Annotated in this window: 20 protein-coding genes and 6 tRNA genes; 21 read left to right on the plus strand and 5 right to left on the minus strand. The window is 62.3% G+C overall.

Annotation, left to right across the window (positions count from 1 at the left end):
- Positions 1-47: 47 nt before the first annotated feature.
- Complete coding sequence (locus RYH74_RS12390) at positions 48-1,796, minus strand: sigma-54-dependent Fis family transcriptional regulator (protein ID WP_317409480.1); 1,749 nt, start codon at positions 1,794-1,796, stop codon at positions 48-50.
- Positions 1,797-2,020: 224 nt separating this feature from the next.
- Between RYH74_RS12390 and RYH74_RS12395 the strand changes: the two genes are divergently transcribed.
- The 6 genes from RYH74_RS12395 to RYH74_RS12420 are packed head-to-tail and all read left to right on the plus strand — an operon-like array spanning position 2,021 to position 7,952.
- Positions 2,021-3,115, plus strand: coding sequence for an ABC transporter ATP-binding protein (locus RYH74_RS12395; protein ID WP_317409481.1), 1,095 nt, complete (start codon positions 2,021-2,023; stop codon positions 3,113-3,115).
- Positions 3,115-4,224, plus strand: coding sequence for an ABC transporter ATP-binding protein (locus RYH74_RS12400; protein ID WP_317409482.1), 1,110 nt, complete (start codon positions 3,115-3,117; stop codon positions 4,222-4,224). The genes RYH74_RS12395 and RYH74_RS12400 overlap by 1 nt, the downstream gene beginning before the upstream one ends.
- Entirely contained in the window at positions 4,221-5,084 is an 864-nt protein-coding gene (locus RYH74_RS12405; protein ID WP_013971875.1) for a carbohydrate ABC transporter permease, read from the plus strand. Before RYH74_RS12400 ends, RYH74_RS12405 begins: the two co-directional genes overlap by 4 nt.
- Before the next feature lie 3 nt (positions 5,085-5,087).
- Positions 5,088-5,888 carry a carbohydrate ABC transporter permease gene (locus RYH74_RS12410; RefSeq protein ID WP_013971876.1) on the plus strand — a complete coding sequence of 267 codons (801 nt, stop codon included), beginning with the start codon at positions 5,088-5,090 and terminating at the stop codon, positions 5,886-5,888.
- Positions 5,889-5,900: 12 nt separating this feature from the next.
- The gene (locus tag RYH74_RS12415; RefSeq protein ID WP_075044532.1) at positions 5,901-6,173 is read left to right on the plus strand and encodes a DUF2160 domain-containing protein; all 273 of its coding nucleotides are present in this window, start codon (positions 5,901-5,903) and stop codon (positions 6,171-6,173) included.
- A gap of 39 nt (positions 6,174-6,212) precedes the next feature.
- Positions 6,213-7,952: an ABC transporter substrate-binding protein gene (locus tag RYH74_RS12420; RefSeq protein WP_013971878.1), complete on the plus strand. Its 1,740-nt coding sequence runs from the start codon at positions 6,213-6,215 to the stop codon at positions 7,950-7,952.
- Positions 7,953-8,138: 186 nt separating this feature from the next.
- Here the strand turns inward: RYH74_RS12420 and folD are convergent, their stop codons facing one another.
- Positions 8,139-8,993, minus strand: a complete 855-nt coding sequence (gene folD / locus RYH74_RS12425) for a bifunctional methylenetetrahydrofolate dehydrogenase/methenyltetrahydrofolate cyclohydrolase FolD (protein ID WP_025338415.1) — start codon at positions 8,991-8,993, stop codon at positions 8,139-8,141.
- A gap of 271 nt (positions 8,994-9,264) precedes the next feature.
- Here folD and RYH74_RS12430 point away from each other — a divergent pair.
- The 6 genes from RYH74_RS12430 to RYH74_RS12455 all read left to right on the plus strand — a co-directional run bounded on the left by RYH74_RS12430 (position 9,265) and on the right by RYH74_RS12455 (position 9,972).
- Positions 9,265-9,341, plus strand: a tRNA-Arg gene (locus tag RYH74_RS12430).
- Positions 9,342-9,382: 41 nt separating this feature from the next.
- A tRNA-His gene (locus RYH74_RS12435) sits at positions 9,383-9,458 on the plus strand.
- A gap of 52 nt (positions 9,459-9,510) precedes the next feature.
- Positions 9,511-9,595, plus strand: a tRNA-Leu gene (locus RYH74_RS12440).
- A gap of 44 nt (positions 9,596-9,639) precedes the next feature.
- Positions 9,640-9,715 (plus strand) — tRNA-His (locus RYH74_RS12445).
- 52 nt (positions 9,716-9,767) lie between these two features.
- Positions 9,768-9,852, plus strand: a tRNA-Leu gene (locus RYH74_RS12450).
- A gap of 44 nt (positions 9,853-9,896) precedes the next feature.
- Positions 9,897-9,972, plus strand: a tRNA-His gene (locus tag RYH74_RS12455).
- A 72-nt stretch (positions 9,973-10,044) separates the two neighbouring features.
- On the opposite strand, the gene RYH74_RS12460 is transcribed toward RYH74_RS12455, so the two are convergent.
- Together RYH74_RS12460 and RYH74_RS12465 are read right to left on the minus strand one after the other, a co-directional pair.
- Positions 10,045-10,347 (minus strand): Fis family transcriptional regulator, encoded by a 303-nt coding sequence (locus RYH74_RS12460; RefSeq protein ID WP_317409484.1) that lies wholly within the window; start codon positions 10,345-10,347, stop codon positions 10,045-10,047.
- The gene (locus RYH74_RS12465) at positions 10,344-10,700 is read right to left on the minus strand and encodes a type II toxin-antitoxin system RelE/ParE family toxin (RefSeq protein WP_075044534.1); all 357 of its coding nucleotides are present in this window, start codon (positions 10,698-10,700) and stop codon (positions 10,344-10,346) included. The genes RYH74_RS12460 and RYH74_RS12465 overlap by 4 nt, the downstream gene beginning before the upstream one ends.
- A gap of 206 nt (positions 10,701-10,906) precedes the next feature.
- Here RYH74_RS12465 and RYH74_RS12470 point away from each other — a divergent pair, with 206 nt between their 5' ends.
- The 7 genes from RYH74_RS12470 (at position 10,907) to RYH74_RS12500 (ending at position 19,932) form a co-directional block, all read left to right on the plus strand.
- Positions 10,907-11,206, plus strand: a complete 300-nt coding sequence (locus RYH74_RS12470; RefSeq protein ID WP_025338418.1) for a DUF6388 family protein — start codon at positions 10,907-10,909, stop codon at positions 11,204-11,206.
- Positions 11,207-11,453: 247 nt separating this feature from the next.
- A complete protein-coding gene (tig, locus tag RYH74_RS12475) occupies positions 11,454-12,767 on the plus strand; it encodes a trigger factor (RefSeq protein WP_317409485.1) in 1,314 nt (437 codons plus the stop codon).
- Between the two features lie 91 nt (positions 12,768-12,858).
- Positions 12,859-13,500 carry an ATP-dependent Clp endopeptidase proteolytic subunit ClpP gene (gene clpP / locus RYH74_RS12480; protein WP_003259400.1) on the plus strand — a complete coding sequence of 214 codons (642 nt, stop codon included), beginning with the start codon at positions 12,859-12,861 and terminating at the stop codon, positions 13,498-13,500.
- A 108-nt stretch (positions 13,501-13,608) separates the two neighbouring features.
- Entirely contained in the window at positions 13,609-14,892 is a 1,284-nt protein-coding gene (clpX, locus tag RYH74_RS12485) for an ATP-dependent Clp protease ATP-binding subunit ClpX (protein WP_025338419.1), read from the plus strand.
- Between the two features lie 163 nt (positions 14,893-15,055).
- The gene (lon, locus tag RYH74_RS12490; protein ID WP_015269697.1) at positions 15,056-17,452 is read left to right on the plus strand and encodes an endopeptidase La; all 2,397 of its coding nucleotides are present in this window, start codon (positions 15,056-15,058) and stop codon (positions 17,450-17,452) included.
- A 152-nt stretch (positions 17,453-17,604) separates the two neighbouring features.
- Positions 17,605-17,877 (plus strand): HU family DNA-binding protein, encoded by a 273-nt coding sequence (locus RYH74_RS12495; protein ID WP_003259401.1) that lies wholly within the window; start codon positions 17,605-17,607, stop codon positions 17,875-17,877.
- Positions 17,878-18,060: 183 nt separating this feature from the next.
- The gene (locus RYH74_RS12500; RefSeq protein ID WP_317409486.1) at positions 18,061-19,932 is read left to right on the plus strand and encodes a SurA N-terminal domain-containing protein; all 1,872 of its coding nucleotides are present in this window, start codon (positions 18,061-18,063) and stop codon (positions 19,930-19,932) included.
- Between the two features lie 177 nt (positions 19,933-20,109).
- Here the strand turns inward: RYH74_RS12500 and RYH74_RS12505 are convergent, their stop codons facing one another.
- Complete coding sequence (locus tag RYH74_RS12505; protein ID WP_025338421.1) at positions 20,110-21,150, minus strand: patatin-like phospholipase family protein; 1,041 nt, start codon at positions 21,148-21,150, stop codon at positions 20,110-20,112.
- A gap of 178 nt (positions 21,151-21,328) precedes the next feature.
- Here RYH74_RS12505 and RYH74_RS12510 point away from each other — a divergent pair, with 178 nt between their 5' ends.
- Both RYH74_RS12510 and RYH74_RS12515 read left to right on the plus strand, forming a co-directional pair.
- Complete coding sequence (locus RYH74_RS12510; protein WP_003259403.1) at positions 21,329-21,607, plus strand: hypothetical protein; 279 nt, start codon at positions 21,329-21,331, stop codon at positions 21,605-21,607.
- A gap of 17 nt (positions 21,608-21,624) precedes the next feature.
- Positions 21,625-22,404 carry a CHAD domain-containing protein gene (locus RYH74_RS12515; RefSeq protein WP_317409487.1) on the plus strand — a complete coding sequence of 260 codons (780 nt, stop codon included), beginning with the start codon at positions 21,625-21,627 and terminating at the stop codon, positions 22,402-22,404.
- The last annotated feature ends 55 nt before the right edge of the window (positions 22,405-22,459 follow it).

The raw sequence follows: 22,459 nt of genomic DNA on the forward strand, positions 1-22,459 counted from the left end.
TATGAGAGCTGGCTTGCCGGCGATGAGGCCCGCACAGGCAAAGGCAATCATCGCTCACGCAGCCGCTTGTATAGCGTGGTGCGGCTGATCCCAAGCCCGCGCGCCACCGCCGACAGGTTGCCGTTGGCTTGCTCCACCAGCGCGTGCAGGTCCGCTTCCTCAGTGGCATGCAGCACGGGGGTCTGCAATTCGGCCAGAAATCCTGCAGGCAGGTGCTCGACGCCGACAGGCCCATTGCCCGCCAAGGCCAGCGCCACCTGCAGCACACTCACCAGCTCACGCATATTCCCCGGCCAGGGGTGCCGATCGAGCAGTTCGATAATGGCCGCAGGCAGCCGCGCAGGCTGCCCGGGGTCGCGGTAGCGCGCATGCACCTGCTCGATCAGTTGCCGGCGGTCACTGCGCTCGCGCAGCGGCGGCAACACCACCGCCAGCCCGGCGATGCGGTAATACAGGTCCTGGCGAAAGCGCCCGGCGCGCACTTCTTCGGCCAGGTCGCGGTTGCTCGCCGACACCACGCGGATATCCACCGCCACCGGTTCGCCGCTGCCCAATGGCTGGATGCTGCGCGTCTGCAGCACGCGCAGCAGGCGGGCCTGGGTGGGCAACGGCATGTCGCCGATTTCGTCGAGGAACAGAATGCCGTGGTGGGCCTTGCGGATCAGCCCCGGGTTGCCCTTCTGGTGGGCGCCGGTGAACGCGCCCTTGTCGTAGCCGAACAGTTCCGACTCCACCAGCTCGGCCGGGATCGCCGCGCAGTTGACGGCGATCAGCGGCTGGCTGGCGCGGCTGCTGGCCCGGTGCAGGGTATCGACGAATACCTCCTTGCCTACGCCAGTCTCCCCCTGCACCAGCACCGGGATGTCCTTTTCCAGCAGCAGGCCGGCCTGCGCCAAGGCCTTCTCCAGGCGTGGCTCGGCGCTGCTGGCGGCGGGGCGGCCGGGGGGCTCGCGCGGCGGCTGCCAATGGCAATGAAAGCGGTTGCGCCCGGTGGCTTGCAGGGCGAAGGGCTGTTGCCGGGGATGGCTGAGCAGCTGTTGCAGGGGCAACTGGAACAGTTGCGCGATGTTCTGTTGCAGCGGGTTGCCCCCGAGCAGGGTGTCGGCCCGGTGATTGGCGGCCAGCACCTGCCCGTGCTCATCGAACACCAGCAGGCCGGCCCAGGGGCTGTCGAGGTTGTCGGAGGCGCTGTTGAAGATCAGTTGCGCGTGCTGGTCGGCATGCTTGGCGAGGATCAGGCGGTTCTCCAGGCTCTGGCCCATCATGCGTACCAGGCCCAGGGTCTGGCTGGCGGGCAGGTAGCCGTCGCTGGCCACATCGAGCACCCCGACCAGCTGCCGCTCGGCGTCGAACAGCGGCGCGGCGGCGCTGGACATGTAGCGGTTCTGGCGCAGGAAGTGCTCGTCCTGGCCAACGTGAATCGCCTCGGCGCAGACCAGCGCGGTGCCCAGCGCATTGGTGCCGACACCGCGCTCGTGCCAGTGGGCACCGGCGCTGAAACCATGCTGCTGGCGCGGCTCGATGAACCGCCGCGAGCCCCAGCTGTCGAGCAGGCAGCCGCTGGCATCGGCCAGCATCACCAGGTAGCTGGCATTGCCCAGCAGGTGCGCATATTGCGGCAGCACCGCTTCGCGGGTCAGGCGCAGCAGGGCCTGGCGCCGCTCCAGCAGGGCGTTCAGCTCGGCGCGGGTCAGGCAGTCGAAGTCCGGGGCGTGCTGGGGTTGCAGGCCGTGGTCGCGGCAGCGGGCCCAGGAGGCCTGGATCAGTTGGGCATGGGGCGAAGCGGATGCGGCCATGGGCCTGTCCTGTGTGATTGTTGTCATGGGGCCGACCGCTGTTCAGTGTCGTGCACGGTTGTTCAATGTCAAACCGGCAAGTGTTCAGTTGTTCAGTGCTTGTGTTCACTTGTGAACCTGCGATTGGCCGGTGTTGCCAGCAAGGCCCCGGGCCAGACGGTCGCGGTGCAACTGGCACGAAACTGGCTGTGCCCGGCAGACAAAAACCACAAGAAGGCCACGCCATGTCCCTGGTGCTGGAACAGGTCAGCCGCAGCGTCGACAACCAGGCCTGGATCGTCGATGCCTCACTGCGTTTCGAACCCGGCTCGTTCAACGTGCTGCTGGGCCGCACCCTGGCCGGCAAGACCAGCCTGATGCGCCTGATGGCCGGGCTCGATCGCCCGGACCGGGGGCGGGTGCTGATGGATGGCCAGGATGTGACTGGCATGCCGGTGCGCCAGCGCAATGTGTCGATGGTGTATCAGCAGTTCATCAATTACCCGACCCTCAGCGTGTACGAGAACATTGCGTCACCGCTGCGCCAGGCACGCATGGACGAGCCCCAGATTCGCCGACGGGTGCAGGAAACCGCCGAAATGCTGCGCATCGAAGCCTACCTGCAGCGCCTGCCGCTGGAGCTGTCCGGTGGCCAGCAGCAACGCACGGCAATGGCCCGGGCGCTGGTCAAGGATGCCTCGCTGATTTTGTTCGACGAGCCACTGGTCAACCTCGACTACAAGCTGCGCGAGGGCCTGCGCCAGGAACTGCGCGAACTGTTCGCGGCACGCCACTGCATTGCCGTGTATGCCACCACCGAGCCCAACGAGGCGCTGGCTCTGGGCGGCACCACCACCCTGGTGCATGAGGGCCGTATCGTCCAGAGCGGGCCTACCGCCGAGGTCTACCAGCGCCCGGGCAGCGTGCTTGCTGCCGAGCTGTTTTCCGAGCCGCCGATCAACCTGGTGCCTGGCCGTATCAGCGGCAACGACGTGAGCCTGGCCCAGGCCGTGCACTTCGCCCGCAATGCCGACTTGCAGCCGCTTGCCGAGGGTGACTACCGCTTTGGCGTGCGGCCCAGCCACATCAGCCTGGTGCCGGCCCACGACGACGACCTGGAACTGTCGGTGCTGGTGGAACTGGCCGAGATCAGTGGTTCAGAGACCTTCCTGCATGTACGCAACGAACACTGGCGCATGATCCTGCACCTGCCAGGGGTGCACGAATACCAGGTGGACACGCCGATCCGCGTGTTCATCCCCACCCACAAGCTGTTCGTGTTCGACAGCGCCGGGGCGCTGGTGCAGGCCCCTGGGCTGCGCCAGGCAAGGAGAGGGTGATGGCCGAGATCCGCCTGCGCCAACTGGCGCACAGCTACAGCCGCCAGCCCGCCAGCGAGGCGGACTATGCCCTGCACGCGCTGGAGCATGTGTGGGAGCAGGGCGGTGCCTACGCCTTGCTCGGGCCGTCGGGCTGCGGCAAGTCGACCTTGCTCAACATCATCTCCGGGCTGCTGACACCGTCCCACGGCGAGGTGCTGTTCGACGGCAAGTCGGTCAACCAGCTGTCACCACAGGCGCGCAACATCGCCCAGGTGTTTCAGTTCCCGGTGGTGTACGACACCATGACGGTGTTCGACAACCTGGCGTTTCCCTTGCGCAACCAGGGGCTGGATGAAGCCCGGGTGCAGGCCCGGGTGGAGGAAATTGCCGAGGTGCTCGACCTGTCGGCCGTGCTGCGCAAGAAGGCGCGCAACCTCAGTGCCGACGAAAAGCAGAAGGTCTCCATGGGGCGTGGCCTGGTGCGCGATGACGTGTCGGCGATCCTGTTCGACGAGCCGCTGACGGTGATCGACCCGCACCTGAAGTGGAAGCTGCGGCGCAAGCTCAAGCAGATCCACGAGCAGTTCAACATCACCATGATCTACGTCACCCACGACCAGTTGGAGGCCTCGACGTTCGCCGACAAGATCGCGGTGATGCACGGCGGGCGCATCGTTCAGTTCGGCACCCCGCGTGAACTGTTCGAGCGGCCGCGGCATACCTTCGTCGGTTACTTCATCGGCAGCCCGGGGATGAACCTGATCGAGGTACGCGCCGAAGCGGATGGGGTGGTGTTCGGCGATATTCACCTGGTGCTGCCCGGGCAACTGCGGGAGCACCTGCGAGAGCGCCTGGCGGCCACAGGCGGTGGACGCCTGCAGGTAGGCATCCGCCCGGAATTCGTGCAGCTGTGGGACAGCCCGTTCGATGACGCCTACCCGGCACGGGTGCTGGACGTCGAGGACCTGGGCACCTACCGCATCGTCACCCTCGAACTGGGCGGTGTCGCGCTCAAGGCGCGCCTGGGCGAGGACCGCCCGCTGCCGGTGGCCCAGGCCTGGGTCAGCCTGCCGGCGCAGTGGCTGATGCTGTACGTCGACGATGTGCTGCTGGAGGTCGGGCCATGAACAAGGTGCCGAACAACAAGGCCTGGTGGCTGGTGCTGCCGGTGTTCCTGCTGGTGGCATTCAGTGCGGTGGTGCCGATGATGACGGTGGTCAACTACTCGGTGCAGGACATCTTCGACCAGTCCAACCGCTACTTCGTCGGCGCCGACTGGTACCGCCAGGTGCTGCGCGACCCGGCGCTGCACGATGCGCTGCTGCGCCAGTTCATCTATTCCGCCTGCGTGCTGTTGATCGAGATCCCGCTGGGCATCGCCATTGCCCTGACCATGCCGACCAAGGGGCGCATGGCCTCGGTGTGCCTGATCGTCATGGCCATCCCGTTGCTGATCCCGTGGAACGTGGTCGGCACCATCTGGCAGATTTTCGGCCGGGCCGACATCGGCCTGCTCGGCGCCACTCTGGCCAAGCTCGGGGTCAGCTACAACTACGCCGGCGACCCGTTCGACGCTTGGCTGACCGTGCTGGTGATGGACGTGTGGCACTGGACATCGCTGGTGGCGTTGCTCTGTTATTCGGGGCTGCGCGCCATCCCCGACGTGTACTACCAGGCTGCGCGCATCGACCGCGCCTCGGGCTGGGCGGTGTTCCGCCATATCCAGTTGCCCAAGCTGAAGAACGTGCTGCTGATCGCGGTGATGCTGCGCTTCATGGACAGCTTCATGATCTATACCGAGCCCTTCGTGCTGACCGGTGGCGGGCCCGGCAACGCCACCACCTTCCTCAGCCAGACCCTCACGCGCATGGCCGTGGGGCAGTTCGACCTGGGCCCGGCGGCGGCATTCTCGCTGGTGTACTTCCTGATCATCCTGCTGGTTTCGTGGCTGTTCTACACAGCCATGACCCATGCCGACAAGGACTAGTCCATGAGCACGCGCAAATCGCTGGCCCTGTTGCTGTACTTCTTCTTCCTGCTGGTGCCGATCTACTGGCTGCTGAACATGTCGTTCAAGAGCAACACCGAGATCCTCGGCGGCCTGACCCTGTGGCCACAGGCGTTCACCCTCGACAACTACCGGGTGATTTTCACCGATGCCAGCTGGTACAGCGGCTACATCAATTCGCTGTACTACGTGTGCCTGAACACGCTGATTTCGCTGCTGGTGGCGCTGCCAGCGGCATATGCCTTCTCGCGTTACCGCTTCCTCGGGGACCGGCACCTGTTCTTCTGGCTGCTGACCAACCGCATGGCGCCACCGGCGGTGTTCCTGCTGCCGTTCTTCCAGCTGTATTCGTCGATCGGCCTGTTCGATACCCATATCGCCGTGGCCCTGGCCCACTGCCTGTTCAACGTGCCGCTGGCGGTGTGGATCCTCGAGGGGTTCATGTCTGGTGTGCCGAAGGAAATCGACGAAACAGCCTACATCGACGGCTACAGCTTCCCGCGCTTCTTCGTGAAGATCTTCATCCCGCTGATTGGCTCCGGCATCGGCGTGACGGCGTTTTTCTGTTTCATGTTCTCCTGGGTCGAGTTGCTGCTGGCGCGCACTCTGACCTCGGTGAATGCCAAACCGATCGCCGCGGTGATGACCCGTACCGTGTCGGCCTCGGGCATCGATTGGGGCGTGTTGGCGGCGGCGGGGGTACTGACCATCTTGCCGGGCATGCTGGTGATCTGGTTCGTGCGCAACCATGTGGCCAAGGGCTTCGCCCTGGGCCGGGTGTGAGGAGGGCAAGGCATGGAGTGGATGGCCTGGACCTTGCCGACGGCGCTGTTCTTCGCCGCCGTTGGCGTGCTGCTGCTGGGCATGACCCTGCTCGAACTGAGCCGCCCCTGCGTGGAGCGACGCGGCTTCCTGCCGCTGGTCACCAGCCGTGGCGACCGCTTGTTCATCGGCCTGCTGGCCAGCGCCTACCTGCATTTGCTGGTGGTTGGCGTCAGCGAGTGGCCATTGTGGGTGGCCTCGCTGCTGTCGCTGGCGTGGCTGGTGGTGGTGCTGCGCTGGGGCTGAGCGAGCGGCCCTGTGGGATAACTGAAACGGGAGATCACAATGTTCGACAACAAGTACAACAGGCGACATTTGACCCTGGCCGCGTTGCTGGTACTGGCCAGCGTGCAGGGCACAGCCTGGGCCGACCAGTACGAGGATGCGGCAAGGAAGTGGCTCGGCAGTGAGTTCAAGCCTTCGACCCTTACCCCTGAACAGCAGCTGGCCGAGTTGAAGTGGTTCATCAAGGCAGCCGAGCCGTTCCGCGGCATGAAGATCAACGTGGTGTCGGAAACCATCACCACCCATGAATACGAGTCCAAGGTGCTGGCCAAGGCCTTCAGCGAGATCACCGGTATACAGCTGACCCACGACCTGTTGCAGGAAGGCGACGTGGTGGAAAAGCTGCAGACACAGATGCAGTCGGACAAGAACATCTATGACGGCTGGGTCAACGACTCCGACCTGATCGGTACGCACTTTCGCTACGGCAAGGTGGAATCGATCACCGACCTGATGGCCAACGAAGGCAAGGACTACACTTCGCCGACCCTGGACCTGAAGGACTTCATCGGCATTTCCTTCACCACCGCGCCGGATGGCAAGGTCTACCAACTGCCCGACCAGCAGTTCGCCAACCTCTACTGGTTCCGTGCCGACTGGTTCGAGCGGCCCGAGCTGAAGGCCAGGTTCAAGGAAAAGTACGGCTACGAGCTGGGCGTACCGGTGAACTGGTCGGCCTACGAGGACATTGCCAGGTTCTTCACCGAAGACGTCAAGGAAATCGACGGCAAACGCGTTTATGGCCACATGGACTACGGCAAGAAAGACCCGTCGCTGGGCTGGCGCTTCACCGATGCCTGGTTCTCCATGGCGGGTGGCGGCGACAAAGGCCTGCCCAATGGTTTGCCGGTGGACGAATGGGGTATTCGCGTGGAGGACTGCCACCCGGTGGGGTCCAGCGTGACCCGTGGCGGCGACACCAACGGCCCGGCCGCCGTGTATGCCACGCAGAAGTACGTGGACTGGATGCGTGCCTATGCGCCCAAGGAAGCCCAGGGCATGACCTTCTCCGAAGCCGGCCCGGTGCCGGCCCAGGGTAATATCGCCCAGCAGATCTTCTGGTACACCGCGTTTACCGCCGACATGACCAAGCCCGGTTTGCCGGTGGTGAACGCTGACGGCACGCCGAAGTGGCGCATGGCGCCTTCGCCGAAGGGGCCGTACTGGGAGGAGGGGATGAAGCTGGGCTACCAGGACACCGGTTCGTGGACCTTCTTCAAGTCCACCCCCGAGAAGCAACGCCTGGCTGCGTGGTTGTACGCCCAGTTCGTCACCTCCAAGACCGTGTCGCTGAAAAAGACCATCGTCGGCCTCACACCGATTCGCGAGTCGGACATCAATTCCCAGGCCATGACCGAACTGGCGCCCAAGCTGGGCGGGCTGGTGGAGTTCTACCGCAGCCCGGCGCGGGTACAGTGGACACCGACCGGCACCAACGTGCCGGATTACCCGCGGTTGGCGCAGTTGTGGTGGAGCCACATCGCCGAAGTGGCCAGTGGCGAGAAGACCCCGCAGGAAGCGCTGGACGGCCTGGCCCGCGACCAGGACCGGATGATGGAGCGGTTGCAGCGGTCCAACGCCCAGGCCACCTGCGCACCGAAGCTGAACCCGGAGAAGGACGCCCAGTACTGGTTCGACCAGCCCGGGGCGCCGAAACCGAAACTGGCCAACGAAAAGCCCAAGGGCGAGACGGTCAGCTACAACGAACTGCTGAAGTCGTGGGAGGCGGCCAGGAAGTGACCGGCTGAATACCGCGCCGGCTTCTTCGCGGGTAAGCCCGCTCCCACAGAGATATCGCCATCTTCTGGGACGGCGCGCAACCTGTGGGAGCGGGTTCACCCGCGAAGAGGCCGGTGAAGCCAATGCATTGATCACGGGCAAAAAAAACGGCACCTGCCAGAGGTGCCGTTTTCATCTCACGCGGTATTACTTGTGCAGCTCTTCCGCCGCATACAGCGTGTTCTCCAGCAGGCATGCGCGGGTCATCGGCCCGACGCCGCCCGGCACCGGCGTGATCCAGCCGGCGCGCGGCAGGGCGGTCTCGTAGACCACGTCGCCGACCAGCTTGCCGTCTTCCTGGCGGTTGATGCCCACGTCGATGACGATGGCACCTTCCTTGATCCACTCACCCTTGACCAGGCCCGGCTTGCCTGCGGCCACTACCACCAGGTCGGCGCGGCCGACATGGCCGGGGAGGTCCTTGGTGAAGCGGTGGCAGACGGTCACGGTGCAGCCGGCCAGCAGCAGCTCCATGGCCATCGGGCGGCCAACGATGTTGGAGGCGCCGACGATGACCGCGTTCATGCCGTACAGGTCCTGGCCGGTGCTTTCCAGCAGGGTCATGATGCCCTTCGGCGTGCACGGGCGCAGCAGCGGGATGCGCTGGGCCAGGCGGCCGATGTTGTACGGGTGGAAGCCGTCCACGTCCTTGTCCGGGCGGATGCGCTCGAGCAGCAGCGAGGCGTCCAGGTGCGCCGGCAGCGGCAACTGCAGCAGGATACCGTCGACGGCCGGGTCGTCATTGAGGCGGTCGATCAGCTCGGTCAGGGCCTGCTGCGTGGTTTCGCTGGGCAGGTCGAACGCCTGCGAAATGAAGCCGACCTCTTCGCAGTCCTTGCGCTTGTGCGAGACATAGACTTGGGAGGCGGGGTCGGTGCCGACCAGGATCACCGCCAGGCCCGGCGTACGCAGGCCTTGCTGGCGACGCTCCACGACACGTTGAGCGATCTGCTGGCGCAGGCTGGCGGCGATCGCCTTGCCATCGATTAGGTGTGCAGTCATAGACGCGTGATTAACCATCGAGAAGGAAACAATTAAAGAGGGCGCATTCTCGCACGACATGGGCCAAGGGCAAAGGCGGGTGGTCGGGCAAATCCCCTAAGCCCTTAAATAATTTAAATTTTTTTGAGAAAGGTGTTGACGACTATCAGGCCCGCCTATAAGATTCGCCGCACTTGTCGGGCACAGCCTAGCACTGGTTGGCTAAGTCGGGCAGAATGAGTGGTTTAGCAGTTACCTGTTAAGGTCTCGTTCGGTTAGGCTTCAAGCTTAAGCGCCCGTAGCTCAGCTGGATAGAGCATCCGCCTTCTAAGCGGATGGTCGCAGGTTCGAGTCCTGCCGGGTGCGCCATTAGGCAGCTTTGGCAAGCAAGTAGGCTGTAATGCAATATGGTGGGCGTAGCTCAGTTGGTAGAGCGCTGGATTGTGATTCCAGTTGTCGTGGGTTCGATTCCCATCGTCCACCCCATATTCTTCAAAGGCGCCTCGATAGCATCTGGCGCCTTTGTTTTAAGCGTTACGCGGACGTGGTGAAATTGGTAGACACACTGGATTTAGGTTCCAGCGGCGCAAGCTGTAAGAGTTCGAGTCTCTTCGTCCGCACCATGCTTCTGTAAGGCTGTACCGCAACATCGCAAGACCGCAATATGGTGGGCGTAGCTCAGTTGGTAGAGCGCTGGATTGTGATTCCAGTTGTCGTGGGTTCGATTCCCATCGTCCACCCCATATTCTTCGAAGGCGCCTCGATAGCATCTGGCGCCTTTGTTTTAAGCGTTACGCGGACGTGGTGAAATTGGTAGACACACTGGATTTAGGTTCCAGCGGCGCAAGCTGTAAGAGTTCGAGTCTCTTCGTCCGCACCATGCTTCTGTAAGGCTGTACCGCAACATCGCAAGACCGCAATATGGTGGGCGTAGCTCAGTTGGTAGAGCGCTGGATTGTGATTCCAGTTGTCGTGGGTTCGATTCCCATCGTCCACCCCATATTCTTCGAAGGCGCCTTGATCGTGAGATCGGGCGCCTTTTTGTTTTGCGCCCTGATCTGGCGCGCTGCGCTCAGGCGAGGGCAGGGCTGTTTTCCGGTACTAGGCGCACCTCTACGCGATGCCCGAGGGCGCGCGCTGCGCTGGCCAGGGTTGCCAGTGTCATGCCTGGGTCGTTCTGGTCGAGCGCCCGGTCAACCGCAGTGCGGCTGGTGTGCATGCGCTCGGCCAATGCCTTCTTGCTGATCTTCTGCGCTTTCATGGCATCGGCGATCTGCCAGGCGATCACGCGCTTCAGGGCGGCTGCGGATACCTCCTCTGCAAGGCCCTCGCCTGTCAGGAAGTCGTCGAAGTCGGAGCCGATATGTGTGGTCATTGCTTGTGCCTCTTTATGGCGGCTTGGCGCTGCCTGGCGGCGGCCAGGTCCGGCGCTGGTGTTTTCTGGCTCTTCTTGATGAAGCCGTGAAGCAGGACCATGGTGTTTCCATCCACGGTAAAAAGTACCCGGGCGATTGTGTTTTCAAGATTGACCCTGGCCTCCCATAGGCCTTTCCCGAGCTTCCTGACAATGGGCATGCCTAGCGGCCATCCGATTTGTATTGTCTTGATCTCGGTTCCAATCAGGTGTTTGTGGGTGCGGGGGAGTGAGGTCAACCATTCGCGTACAGGCTCATTGCCGGCTTCGGTGCGAAAGAAGCGGACATCTAGTGTTGTTGCGTTCCTGTCCATGGAAGTGTACCAAAAAAGGTGCTCCATTCAAGCGCAGGGCAATCGCTTGTGCCATAGCGTGTTTCCCGCAGTGCTGTAGGAGTGTTCGCCGGGTTGCAAATCAATCGATCCCGGCCCTTGCAATCCTCTGGTGACATCCCAATAAAAGCTGTTAGATTTCAGCCGGTTGAAACACCGGCCCATTTGGCCGGCAGAGGAACAGCCCGATGATCGCAAAAGAAGCCCGTCAGGCCCTGGCGCTACAGCGCTTTGCCGAGGCCAACCCGCAGCTGCTCGAAGAGATCCGTGAGCTGGATGCGCGCGAGCAGGCCCAGCAGATCGAGTGGGCGTTCGAGGATGCGGCCGAGGAGCAGGGTATCCAGCCTTGGGAGCTGGCCCTGCAACTGATCGCCGAAACCCCCGAGCAGCTGCAGGCCATGCGCCTGGAGACGCACCGCGAGGTAGCCGAGGCGCTGGGGATGGAGTGGGAGGAGTACTGCCAGTTCAACGAAATCGATCCTGAATAAAGGCAGCGAATTCGTTCCTGGTAGTTGTTTGACAAGGTATTTCGGCTGCAGGTCGCCCCGGGCGTCGTGCGGCCCCCATTGAAGCAGGCCCGGCGTTATGTCGTGCGGGCCTTGAAAGTTAATCGACCGGCGTGGTTTCCCGTCGTCCCGAGTGGGGTGACTTCTGCTGCGCGACTCACTAGAATGCTTGCCCTTGATTCTGGAGTCGGGCTAACGCCGGCTAACGTCTGTGCAACGAGGAATATCCATGCAAGTTTCTGTTGAAAACACTTCCGCTCTCGAGCGCCGCATGACCATCGCCGTTCCGGCCGAGCGCGTCGAGAACGAAGTCAACAAGCGTCTGCAACAGACTGCCAAGCGCGCCAAGGTTGCCGGCTTCCGCCCAGGCAAAGTGCCGATGAGCGTGATCCGTCAGCGTTTCGAAGCCGATGCCCGTCAAGAGGCTTTCGGTGACCTGGTCCAGGCTTCCTTCTACGAAGCCATCGTCGAGCAGAAGCTGAACCCGGCTGGCGCCCCTGCGGTAGAGCCGAAGTCCTTCGAAAAGGGCAAGGGCCTGGAATTCGTCGCCATCTTCGAAGTGTTCCCGGAGTTCACTGTTGGCGGCCTCGAGTCGATCAACGTCGAGCGCCTGAGCGCCGAAGTGGCTGACGCCGACCTGGACAACATGCTGGAAGTGCTGCGCAAGCAGAACACCCGCTTCGAGGCCGTCGAGCGCGCCGCGCAGAACGACGACCAGGTCAACATCGACTTCGTCGGCAAGGTCGACGGTGAAGTGTTCGCCGGTGGTTCGGCCAAGGGCACCCAGCTGGTACTGGGCTCCGGCCGCATGATCCCAGGCTTCGAAGACGGCCTGGTTGGCGCCAAGGCTGGCGAAGAGCGCGTTGTCAACGTGACCTTCCCTGAGGACTACCAGAACCTGGACCTGGCTGGCAAAGCCGCCGAGTTCACCATCACCGTCAACAGCGTTGCTGCTCCTGTGCTGCCAGAGCTGAACGAAGAGTTCTTCGCCCAGTTCGGCATCAAGGAATCGACCCTGGAAGGCTTCCGCACCGAAGTTCGCAAGAACATGGAGCGTGAACTGCGCCAGGCCATCAAGGCCAAGGTGAAGAACCAGGTCATGGACGGTCTGCTGGCTGCCAACCCGATCGAAGTGCCTAAGGCCCTGCTGGAAAACGAAGTCAACCGTCTGCGCGTGCAGGCTGTTCAGCAGTTCGGTGGCAACATCAAGCCTGAGCAACTGCCGGCCGAGCTGTTCGAAGAACAAGCCAAGCGCCGTGTGGTCCTGGGCCTGATCGTGGCCGAAGTGGTCAAGCAGTTCGAGCTGAAGCCGGACGAAGGCAAGGTTCGCGAAATGATCGAAGAAATGGCTTCGGCTTACCAAGAGCCTGAGCAGGTCATCGCCTGGTACTACAAGAACGACCAGCAACTGAACGAAGTCCGTTCGGTTGTGCTGGAAGAACAAGTTGTAGATACTGTTCTGCAGAAAGCGACTGTGACCGACAAGTCGGTCTCGTACGAAGATGCCGTTAAACCAGCACAGGCTCCAGCCGCCGCTGAGTAACAGGCTTCTCTCGTAGGAAACCCCCACAAGCCAGCCTTCGAGCTGGCTTGTGCGTATTCAAGCCATGACTATTTGGGAGTGAGCGCAGGACATGTCCCGCAATTCTTATATTCAGCAGAGCTCTGACATCCAGGCCGCAGGCGGCCTGGTCCCGATGGTTATCGAGCAGTCCGCCCGTGGCGAACGCGCTTACGACATCTACTCGCGCCTGTTGAAGGAGCGTGTGATCTTCCTGGTTGGCCCGGTAGAGGACTACATGGCCAACCTCGTCGTCGCGCAACTGCTGTTCCTTGAAGCGGAAAACCCGGACAAGGATATCCATCTGTACATCAACTCGCCGGGCGGTTCCGTCACCGCCGGCATGTCGATCTACGACACCATGCAGTTCATCAAGCCGGACGTCTCGACCATCTGCATCGGCCAGGCCTGCAGCATGGGCGCCTTCCTGCTGGCTGCAGGTGCCAAGGGCAAGCGTCACTGCCTGCCGAACTCGCGCGTGATGATCCACCAGCCGCTGGGCGGCTTCCAGGGTCAGGCCACCGATATCGAAATCCACGCCCAGGAAATCCTCAATATCAAGGCACGCCTGAACGAGCTGCTGGCCTACCACACCGGCCAGGATCTCGAGACCATCAAGCGCGACACCGAACGTGACAACTTCATGAGCGCCTCGCGCGCGGCCGAGTACGGCCTGATCGACTCGGTCTACGACAAGCGGCAACTGGCCTCCTGAACCGGGGTGCCAGAGCAGGTAGGCGCGGAAAGCGCCTACCTGCGGACTTGAAAAAGCCCGCAATTGCCTTCATCTTGTGTTGCAAGCCTACCGGATTGGATCGATCGAATGACTGACACCCGTAACGGCGAGGACAGCGGCAAATTGCTTTATTGCTCCTTCTGCGGCAAAAGCCAGCACGAAGTGCGCAAACTGATTGCCGGGCCCTCGGTATTTATCTGCGACGAGTGCGTCGACCTGTGCAACGACATCATCCGTGAGGAGGTGCAGGAAGCCCAGGCCGAGAGCAGCGCGCACAAATTGCCTTCGCCGAAAGAAATCAGCGGTATCCTGGACCAGTACGTCATTGGTCAGGAACGCGCGAAGAAGGTGCTTGCCGTAGCGGTGTACAACCACTACAAGCGCCTGAACCAGCGTGACAAGAAGGGTGACGAAGTCGAACTCGGCAAGAGCAACATCCTGCTCATCGGGCCAACCGGCTCGGGCAAGACCCTGCTCGCCGAAACCCTTGCACGCCTGTTGAACGTACCGTTCACCATTGCTGACGCCACCACCCTGACCGAAGCCGGTTACGTGGGTGAGGACGTCGAGAACATCATCCAGAAGCTGTTGCAGAAGTGCGACTACGACGTGGAAAAGGCCCAGATGGGCATTGTCTACATCGACGAGATCGACAAGATTTCGCGCAAGTCGGACAACCCGTCCATCACCCGTGACGTCTCGGGCGAGGGCGTGCAGCAGGCACTGCTGAAGCTGATCGAAGGCACCGTGGCCTCGGTTCCGCCGCAGGGCGGCCGCAAGCACCCGCAACAGGAATTCCTGCAGGTCGATACCCGCAACATCCTGTTCATCTGCGGTGGCGCCTTCTCGGGCCTGGAAAAGGTCATCCAGAACCGCTCCACCAAGGGGGGCATCGGTTTTGGCGCCGAAGTACGCAGCAAGGAAGAGGGCAAGAAGGTTGGCGAGTCCCTGCGTGAGGTCGAGCCGGACGATCTGGTCAAGTTTGGCCTGATCCCGGAATTCGTCGGTCGCTTGCCGGTACTGGCAACCCTCGACGAACTGGACGAGGCTGCGCTGATGCAGATCCTCACCGAGCCGAAGAACGCCCTGACCAAGCAGTATGCCAAGCTGTTCGAGATGGAAAGCGTCGACCTCGAGTTCCGCAGCGATGCGCTCAAGGCCGTGGCGCGCAAGGCCCTGGAGCGCAAGACCGGCGCCCGTGGCCTGCGTTCGATCCTCGAAGGCGTGCTGCTCGACACCATGTACGAGATTCCTTCGAAGAAGGATGTCAGCAAGGTGGTGATCGACGAGAGCGTCATCGATGGTACCTCGCAGCCGCTGATGATCTACGAGAACAGCGAGCCGCAAGCCAAGGCCGCACCGGACGCCTGATCCAGGCAATGGCCGGTTGACGGTTGCAAGCAAGAAGGGGCCTACGGGCCCCTTTCTGCTTTTCCTGCGCTAGCGCTTGTAATTTCCCAAGCGTGCCCCCACATTAGGTCCAAGCATCATTTCCACCGGTTTCCGGCCATAAGGCCGCTGTAGAGGCGAAATCATGAAGACCACCCTCGACTTGCCTCTTTTGCCATTGCGCGATGTCGTTGTTTACCCGCACATGGTCATCCCGCTGTTCGTGGGGCGCGAAAAGTCCATCGAAGCCCTTGAGGCGGCGATGACGGGCGAAAAGCAGATCCTCCTGCTGGCCCAGAAAAATCCGGCCGACGATGATCCGGGCGAAGACGCCCTGTACCGCGTCGGTACCGTTGCCACCGTGCTGCAATTGTTGAAACTGCCCGATGGCACCGTCAAGGTGCTGGTCGAGGGCGAGCAGCGCGGCGCCGTGGAGCGTTTCAGCGAAGTAGAAGGGCACATCCGTGCCGAAGTTTCCCTGATCGACGAAGTCGACGCCGCCGAGCGCGAGTCGGAAGTGTTCGTGCGCACGCTGCTGTCGCAGTTCGAGCAGTACGTGCAGCTGGGCAAGAAAGTCCCTGCCGAAGTGCTGTCGTCGCTGAACAGCATCGAAGAGCCAGGGCGCCTGGTCGATACCATGGCCGCACACATGGCCTTGAAGATCGAGCAGAAACAGGAAATTCTCGAAATCGTCGACCTGCCGACCCGTGTCGAGCACGTACTGGCGCTGCTGGATGCCGAAATCGACCTGCTGCAGGTCGAAAAGCGCATTCGCGGTCGGGTCAAGAAACAGATGGAGCGCAGCCAGCGCGAGTACTACCTGAATGAGCAGATGAAGGCCATTCAGAAAGAGCTCGGCGATGGCGACGAAGGCCACAACGAAGTCGAAGAGCTGAAAAAGCGCATCGAAGCCGCTGGCCTGCCCAAGGACGCACTGGCCAAGGCCCAGGCCGAGCTGAACAAGCTCAAGCAGATGTCGCCGATGTCGGCCGAGGCCACCGTGGTCCGGTCCTATCTCGATTGGCTGGTGCAGGTGCCGTGGAAGGCCCAGAGCAAGGTGCGCCTGGACCTGGCCAAGGCCGAGGAAATCCTCGATGCCGACCACTACGGCCTGGAAGAGGTCAAGGAACGCATCCTCGAGTACCTTGCCGTGCAAAAGCGCGTCAAGAAAATCCGCGGCCCGGTACTGTGCCTGGTCGGCCCGCCTGGCGTCGGCAAGACCTCGCTGGCCGAGTCGATCGCCGCTGCCACCAACCGCAAGTTCGTGCGCATGGCCCTGGGTGGTGTGCGTGACGAGGCCGAGATCCGTGGTCACCGCCGTACCTACATCGGTTCCATGCCTGGCCGCCTGATCCAGAAGATGACCAAAGTGGGGGTGCGCAACCCGCTGTTCCTGCTGGACGAAATCGACAAGATGGGCAGCGACATGCGTGGCGACCCGGCCTCGGCACTGCTCGAAGTGCTCGACCCGGAGCAGAACCACAACTTCAACGACCACTACCTGGAGGTCGACTACGACCTCTCGGACGTGATGTTCCTGTGCACCTCGAACTCGATGAACATCCCGCCGGCGCTGCTCGACCGGATGGAAGTCATCCGCCTGCCGGGCTACACCGAGGACGAGAAGATCAACATCGCGGTCAAGTACCTGGTGCCCAAGCAGGTCAAGGCCAACGGCTTGAAGAAGGACGAGCTGGAAGTCGACGTCTCGGCGATCCGCGACATCATCCGCTTCTACACCCGCGAAGCCGGTGTGCGTGGCCTGGAGCGGCAAATCGCCAAGGTCTGCCGCAAGGTGGTCAAGGAACATACCGGGCAGAAACAGGTCAAGGTCAAGGTGGCCAGCGAGCAGCTGGAACACCTGCTGGGTGTGCGCAAGTTCCGCTACGGCCTGGCCGAGCAGCAGGACCAGATCGGCCAGGTTACCGGCCTGGCCTGGACCCAGGTGGGCGGCGAACTGCTGACCATCGAAGCCGTGGTCATCCCCGGCAAGGGCCAGCTGATCAAGACCGGCTCGCTGGGCGACGTCATGGTCGAGTCGATCACCGCCGCGCAGACCGTTGTGCGCAGCCGTGCCCGCAGCCTGGGTATCGCCGCCGACTTCCACGAGAAGCACGACGTGCATATCCACATGCCGGAAGGCGCCACGCCGAAGGACGGCCCAAGTGCCGGTATCGGCATGTGCACCGCGCTGGTGTCGGCGCTGACGCAGATTCCGGTACGTGCCGACGTGGCCATGACCGGCGAAATCACCCTGCGTGGCCAGGTGCTGGCCATTGGCGGGTTGAAGGAAAAACTGCTGGCGGCACACCGTGGCGGGATCAAGACGGTGATCATTCCCGAGGAGAATGTTCGCGATCTGAAGGAGATTCCGGAAAATATCAAACAGGATCTGCAGATCAAACCGGTCAAATGGATTGACGAAGTCCTGCAAATTGCGCTGCAATACGCCCCGGAGCCCTTGCCAGATGTGGCTCCGGAGATTGTCGCGAAAGATGAAAAGCGCGACGGCGATGCTAAGGAAAGAATTAGCACGCACTAGTAGTTTTTGGCTGGGGGGCTTTCCTTGACAGTTTTTTCGGGGCCTTGCTATAAAGCGGCACGCTATTGTCATCAGGCCACCCAGCGCACGTTTCATAAGCTTTTCATTACATACTTAGAAACAAACTCAATAGAGAAATAAGGGGACTTAGAGTGAACAAGTCGGAACTGATTGACGCTATCGCCGCATCTGCTGACATCCCGAAAGCTGTAGCCGGCCGTGCGCTGGACGCAGTCATCGAATCCGTCACCGGCGCCCTGAAGCAAGGTGACGATGTGGTACTGGTTGGCTTCGGTACCTTCTCGGTCAAGGAGCGTGCAGAGCGCACCGGCCGCAACCCGCAAACCGGTAACGCGATCAAGATCGCTGCCGCCAAGGTTCCAGGCTTCAAGGCTGGCAAAGGCCTGAAAGACGCCGTCAACTAAGTCGTCTCTTTCAGCCGGACCCGGCCTGGCCAGGTCCGAGCACGGTGATGGCGGGGCGCAAACGTTCCCGCCTGACACGTTTGCTAAGAAAAGGCGCATCCTCGGATGCGCCTTTCTTTTATCAGGTTTCTACCCACGCTCCGCGGTTGTCGACGCAGTGGTACAGCCGTTTCTGGGGGACGCATGCTGCAAAATATCAGGGACAATTCACAAGGTTGGATTGCCAAGACCATCATCGGCCTTATCGTCGTGTTGATGGCGTTGACCGGCTTCGAAGCCATTTTCCAGGCCGCCACACATAGCCAGGACGCCGCCAAGGTGAACGGCCAGACCATCAGCCAGAACGAGCTGAGCCAGGCGGCCGACATGCAGCGCCGTCAGCTGATGCAACAGTTGGGCAAGGATTTCGACCCGGCGCTGCTGGACGACAAATTGCTGCGCGAAGAGGCACTGAAAGGCCTGATCAGCCGCAAGCTGCTGCTGCAAGGCGCCGAAGATGCCAAATTCGCCTTCTCCGAGGCCGCGCTGGATCAAGTGATCCTGCAGACGCCGGAATTCCAGGTGGACGGCAAGTTCAGTGCCGACCGTTTTGACCAGGTCATTCGCCAGATGGGCTATGGCCGCATGCAGTTCCGCGACATGCTCGCCGAGGAAATGCTCATCGGCCAGCTGCGCACCGGCCTGGCCGGCAGCAGCTTCGTCACCGACCAGCAGGTCGATGCCTTTGCCCGCCTCGAGAAGCAGACCCGTGACTTCGCTTCCCTGACCTTCAAGGCCGACCCGGCCGCGGTCAAGGTCAGCGATGAAGAGATCAAGGCGCACTACGACCAGCATGCCAAGGAGTTCATGTCGCCAGACCAGGTGGTGATCGACTACATCGAGCTGAAGAAGTCGGTGTTCTTCGACCAGGTCAAGGTGACCGACGAAGAGCTCAAGGCCCAGTACGAGAAGGAAGTCGCCAACCTCGCCGAGCAGCGCCATGCCGCGCACATCCTCATCGAGGTCAACGACAAGGTCACCGACGCCCAGGCTAAGGCCCGCGCCGAAGAGATCGAGCAGCGTCTGGCCAAGGGTGAAGACTTTGCCGCGCTGGCCAAGGAGTTCTCCCAGGACCCGGGTTCGGCCAACAGCGGCGGTGACCTTGGCTTCGCCGGCCCGGGCGTTTACGACCCGGCGTTCGAAGATGCGCTGTACAAGTTGCAGGATGGCCAGGTCTCGGCGCCGGTGCGCACCGAGTTCGGCTACCACCTGATCAAGCTGCTGGGCGTGCAGGCGCCCGAAGTGCCGAGCTTCGCCAGCCTGAAGGACAAGCTGACCCGTGACCTGAAGATCCCGCTGGTCGAGCAGCGTTACGTAGATGCCAGCAAGCAGCTGCAGGATGCCGCCTACGAGGCTTCCGACCTGGCCCAGCCGGCCCAGGACCTGAACCTGAAGGTGCAAACCTCCGCAGCCTTCGGCCGTGAGGGTGGTGAAGGCATCACTGCCAACCGTTCGGTCGTGCAGGCCGCATTCTCCGAAGAAGTGCTGGAGGAGGGTGCCAACAGCACCGCCATCGAGCTCGACCCGGAAACCACCGTGGTACTGCGCGTCAAGGAGCACCGCAAGCCTGAGCAGCTGCCGCTGGAAGCCGTGGCCAAGAACATCAGCGAACACCTGGCCAAGGAGAAGGCGACTGCCGAGCTCAAGGCCAAGGCGGACAAGCTGATTGCCGGCCTGCGTGACGGCTCCATCGCAGCGGGCAGTGTGCACGAAGGGCAGGGCTGGAAGGCCTATGAAGCAGTTACCCGCGGCGAGGACGGTATCGACCCGGCCGAGCTGCAGGCACTGTTCCGCCTGGGCAAGCCACAGGCCAAGGACAAGCCGGTTTATGGCAGCGTCGTGCTGCGTGACGGTAGCCTGGTGGTACTGCAGCTCAAGGGTGTCAACGAAGGCGCTACTGCCACCGACGAAGAGAAGCAGCAGATCCGCCGCTACCTCGCGTCGCGTGCTGGCCAGCAAGACTTCGCGGCGTACCGCAAGCAGCTGGAAGCCAAGGCGGACATCACCCGTTACTAAGGTGATGGATGCATGAACGAACAGGCCGCCCAGTGCGGCCTGTTTCGTTTCTGCTGCCTGTTCCGGCCTCATCGCCGGCAAGCCAGCTCCCACAGGTATCACACTTGCCTCAAGCATTGCGGGGTATCTGTGGGAGCTGGCTTGCCGGCGATGAGGCCATTACAGGCAGTACAAGGCCTAGCGTTTCACCCCTTCATAGTTATCCAGCGTATCCCGCGCAATCTCCCGCCCCAGGGCAATCAGCTCTGGCGCCTTGTAGAACTCGAAAAACCGGCATACCCGTTTGGGCACGTTGATCAGTACATCCGGCGGATAGCCGGCGATCTTGTACTGCGCCAACGATGTCTGCATGACTTCGAAGCTCTGGTTGATCAAGTCCAGCAGCGAAGCGGGCCCCACGTTGTCGATGATGAACGAGCCGGTCGCCGACTTCGGTGCGCCTTCGCGCTCCGGCGCCGCCGCCGGTTGCTGGCCTTCCGGGTTGGCGGCATCGGCCAGCCATGGGTTTGGCGGCGCAAGCCCTTCGGCGACGATTTCCTGCTCGATGCGGATCAGCTCCTCCGCCGGCTTGCGCCGGAACGGCAAGCGCGAGCCCAGCGAACTGAGCAGGGCATCGAACCGCATCTTGAACGCCGCCGGGCGTTCGATCACCGGTAACTGGTACTGCTTCTGGTTGGTGGCGTTGAGGTTGACCGCGATGATCAGGTCGCAGTGGCTGGACACCACCGGCACGATCGGCAGCGGGTTGAGGATGCCGCCGTCGACCAGCATGCGGTTGCCTTGCATCACCGGGGTGAACAGGCTGGGGATGGCCGCCGAGGCGCGCATGGCCTGGTGCAGGCAGCCCTCCTGGAACCAGATTTCCTGCTGGTTGGTGAGGTCGGCTGCAACCGCCGTGTAGGGGATGCGCAATTGCTCGATGTTGATCTCGCCGACGATCTTGCGGATTTGCCCGAACACCTTGTCGCCGCGAATTGCGCCGAGGCGAAAGCTGACATCGACCAGGCGCAACACATCCAGGTAGTCGAGGCTCTCGATCCAGTTGCGGTAGTCTTCCAGCTTGCCGGCGGCATAGATGCCGCCGATCACCGCGCCCATGGAGCAGCCGGCGATGCAGGCAATGTCGTAGCCACGGCGCTCGATTTCCTCGATCACCCCGATATGTGCATACCCCCGGGCTCCGCCGGATCCCAGTACCAGTGCCACGCGTTTGCTCATGAACATTCCCCGGCCAGTGCAACCATGGTCCTACAATGCACCCATCGCCACCTGTGCTTCAATGTGCATCGCGCTGAGCTACTGTAATAAAACTGGCTGGGCCAAGCTGGCTGGGCAGGGCACTTTTCAGCTGCCGAGGCGTCAAAAAGCCAACGTTTTTTCTTTTGAGGTATTACCGATGAAAGCCTGGATCTGCCTTCCCTTGATCGCCTTGGCCCTTGCTGGCTGCGCGGGCAAGACGGCCTACCGCGAGAGTTGCGCGACCCAACTGGATGCCGCCTGGAAGGAACTGGACCTGGCCAAGGCCGAAGGCTTTGCCGGTGCCGTGAGCTACTCCAAGGCCTTGTCATTGCTGACCGGGGCCAAGACCCAGCAGCAGTTCGAAGGTTATGAAAGCTGTACCAGAAAAGCCGAAAAGGCCCGTTTCTACATTCGTGAGTCTCGCGCCGGGCGCTGACCAAGGAGCGTCTTTCGATGTCTGCCATGCTCGATCATGTGGTTGCCCAGATAGTGGCCTTGCAGGTGCGCCTGCTGGCCTGCCGCGAGCGCCTGGCTGCCGATACCGACAGTGAGGCCTTGCATGACCTGCGCACCACCCTGCGGCGCCTGCGCAGCCTGCTGCGGCCGCTGCGTGGGCTGCCGGGGGTGGAGCAATTGGAGGACGCCGCCAAGTCGTTGGGTACACTGACCACGCCGTTGCGTGACCGTGAGGTGCTGGCGGCCGAACTGATCGGGCGTGGTTTTGCCGAGGCCGGGCAGCGGCGCCTGGAAGGGCGTGGCAGTACCTTTGCCAGTGTTGCCGCCAGCCCGCAGCTGACCCGGGTGCTGGCGATTGTCGACGCGTTTCCGCTGTTCCTGCGTGCAGCTGGCCGCGAGGGCCTGGTCAAGGCGTTGGAAAAGCGTATCGACAAACGCTTGGTCAAACAGTGGCGCAAGTTGCACAAAGCGCTGCAGGACCCGGCCCACGACCGCCACCGCCTGCGTTTGCTGATCAAGCGTGCGCGCTACGGTGATGAGGCATACCCGCAGCTCGACCATGCGGGCAAGCAGTTGCGGCGCTTGCTGAAGCAGGCCCAGGGCGACCTGGGTGACTGGCATGACCGCCTGCAATGGCTGTTGCAGGCGCGCGACCATGCCGACCTGGCACCGTGCAAGGCCGCCTGGGAGCAGGAGTTGCACGAGGCCGAGCGCCATTCGGATGTGACGCTGGATGCACTGCAGCAGGCGCTGGCGCGGCGAAAGCCCGAAAAATGACCGATATGCGGGCTGATCGACAGGGGGTTGCTGGCTAGGATGGACAGACCTTTTT

This window comes from Pseudomonas sp. LSJ-87 (assembly GCF_032971465.1).
GTDB classification, from domain to species: domain Bacteria; phylum Pseudomonadota; class Gammaproteobacteria; order Pseudomonadales; family Pseudomonadaceae; genus Aquipseudomonas; species Aquipseudomonas putida_Z.

Coding starts and splice junctions, on each gene's coding strand:
- RYH74_RS12420 (WP_013971878.1), top strand. CDS start 6,213: ATGTTCGACAACAAGTACAACAGGCGACATTTGACCCTGGCCGCGTTG.
- RYH74_RS12390 (WP_317409480.1), bottom strand. CDS start 1,796: ATGGCCGCATCCGCTTCGCCCCATGCCCAACTGATCCAGGCCTCCTGG.
- RYH74_RS12415 (WP_075044532.1), top strand. CDS start 5,901: ATGGAGTGGATGGCCTGGACCTTGCCGACGGCGCTGTTCTTCGCCGCC.
- clpP (WP_003259400.1), top strand. CDS start 12,859: ATGTCCCGCAATTCTTATATTCAGCAGAGCTCTGACATCCAGGCCGCA.
- RYH74_RS12510 (WP_003259403.1), top strand. CDS start 21,329: ATGAAAGCCTGGATCTGCCTTCCCTTGATCGCCTTGGCCCTTGCTGGC.
- RYH74_RS12500 (WP_317409486.1), top strand. CDS start 18,061: ATGCTGCAAAATATCAGGGACAATTCACAAGGTTGGATTGCCAAGACC.
- RYH74_RS12470 (WP_025338418.1), top strand. CDS start 10,907: ATGATCGCAAAAGAAGCCCGTCAGGCCCTGGCGCTACAGCGCTTTGCC.
- RYH74_RS12515 (WP_317409487.1), top strand. CDS start 21,625: ATGTCTGCCATGCTCGATCATGTGGTTGCCCAGATAGTGGCCTTGCAG.
- lon (WP_015269697.1), top strand. CDS start 15,056: ATGAAGACCACCCTCGACTTGCCTCTTTTGCCATTGCGCGATGTCGTT.
- RYH74_RS12410 (WP_013971876.1), top strand. CDS start 5,088: ATGAGCACGCGCAAATCGCTGGCCCTGTTGCTGTACTTCTTCTTCCTG.
- RYH74_RS12400 (WP_317409482.1), top strand. CDS start 3,115: ATGGCCGAGATCCGCCTGCGCCAACTGGCGCACAGCTACAGCCGCCAG.
- clpX (WP_025338419.1), top strand. CDS start 13,609: ATGACTGACACCCGTAACGGCGAGGACAGCGGCAAATTGCTTTATTGC.
- tig (WP_317409485.1), top strand. CDS start 11,454: ATGCAAGTTTCTGTTGAAAACACTTCCGCTCTCGAGCGCCGCATGACC.
- RYH74_RS12395 (WP_317409481.1), top strand. CDS start 2,021: ATGTCCCTGGTGCTGGAACAGGTCAGCCGCAGCGTCGACAACCAGGCC.
- RYH74_RS12465 (WP_075044534.1), bottom strand. CDS start 10,700: ATGGACAGGAACGCAACAACACTAGATGTCCGCTTCTTTCGCACCGAA.
- RYH74_RS12505 (WP_025338421.1), bottom strand. CDS start 21,150: ATGAGCAAACGCGTGGCACTGGTACTGGGATCCGGCGGAGCCCGGGGG.
- RYH74_RS12460 (WP_317409484.1), bottom strand. CDS start 10,347: ATGACCACACATATCGGCTCCGACTTCGACGACTTCCTGACAGGCGAG.
- RYH74_RS12405 (WP_013971875.1), top strand. CDS start 4,221: ATGAACAAGGTGCCGAACAACAAGGCCTGGTGGCTGGTGCTGCCGGTG.
- folD (WP_025338415.1), bottom strand. CDS start 8,993: ATGACTGCACACCTAATCGATGGCAAGGCGATCGCCGCCAGCCTGCGC.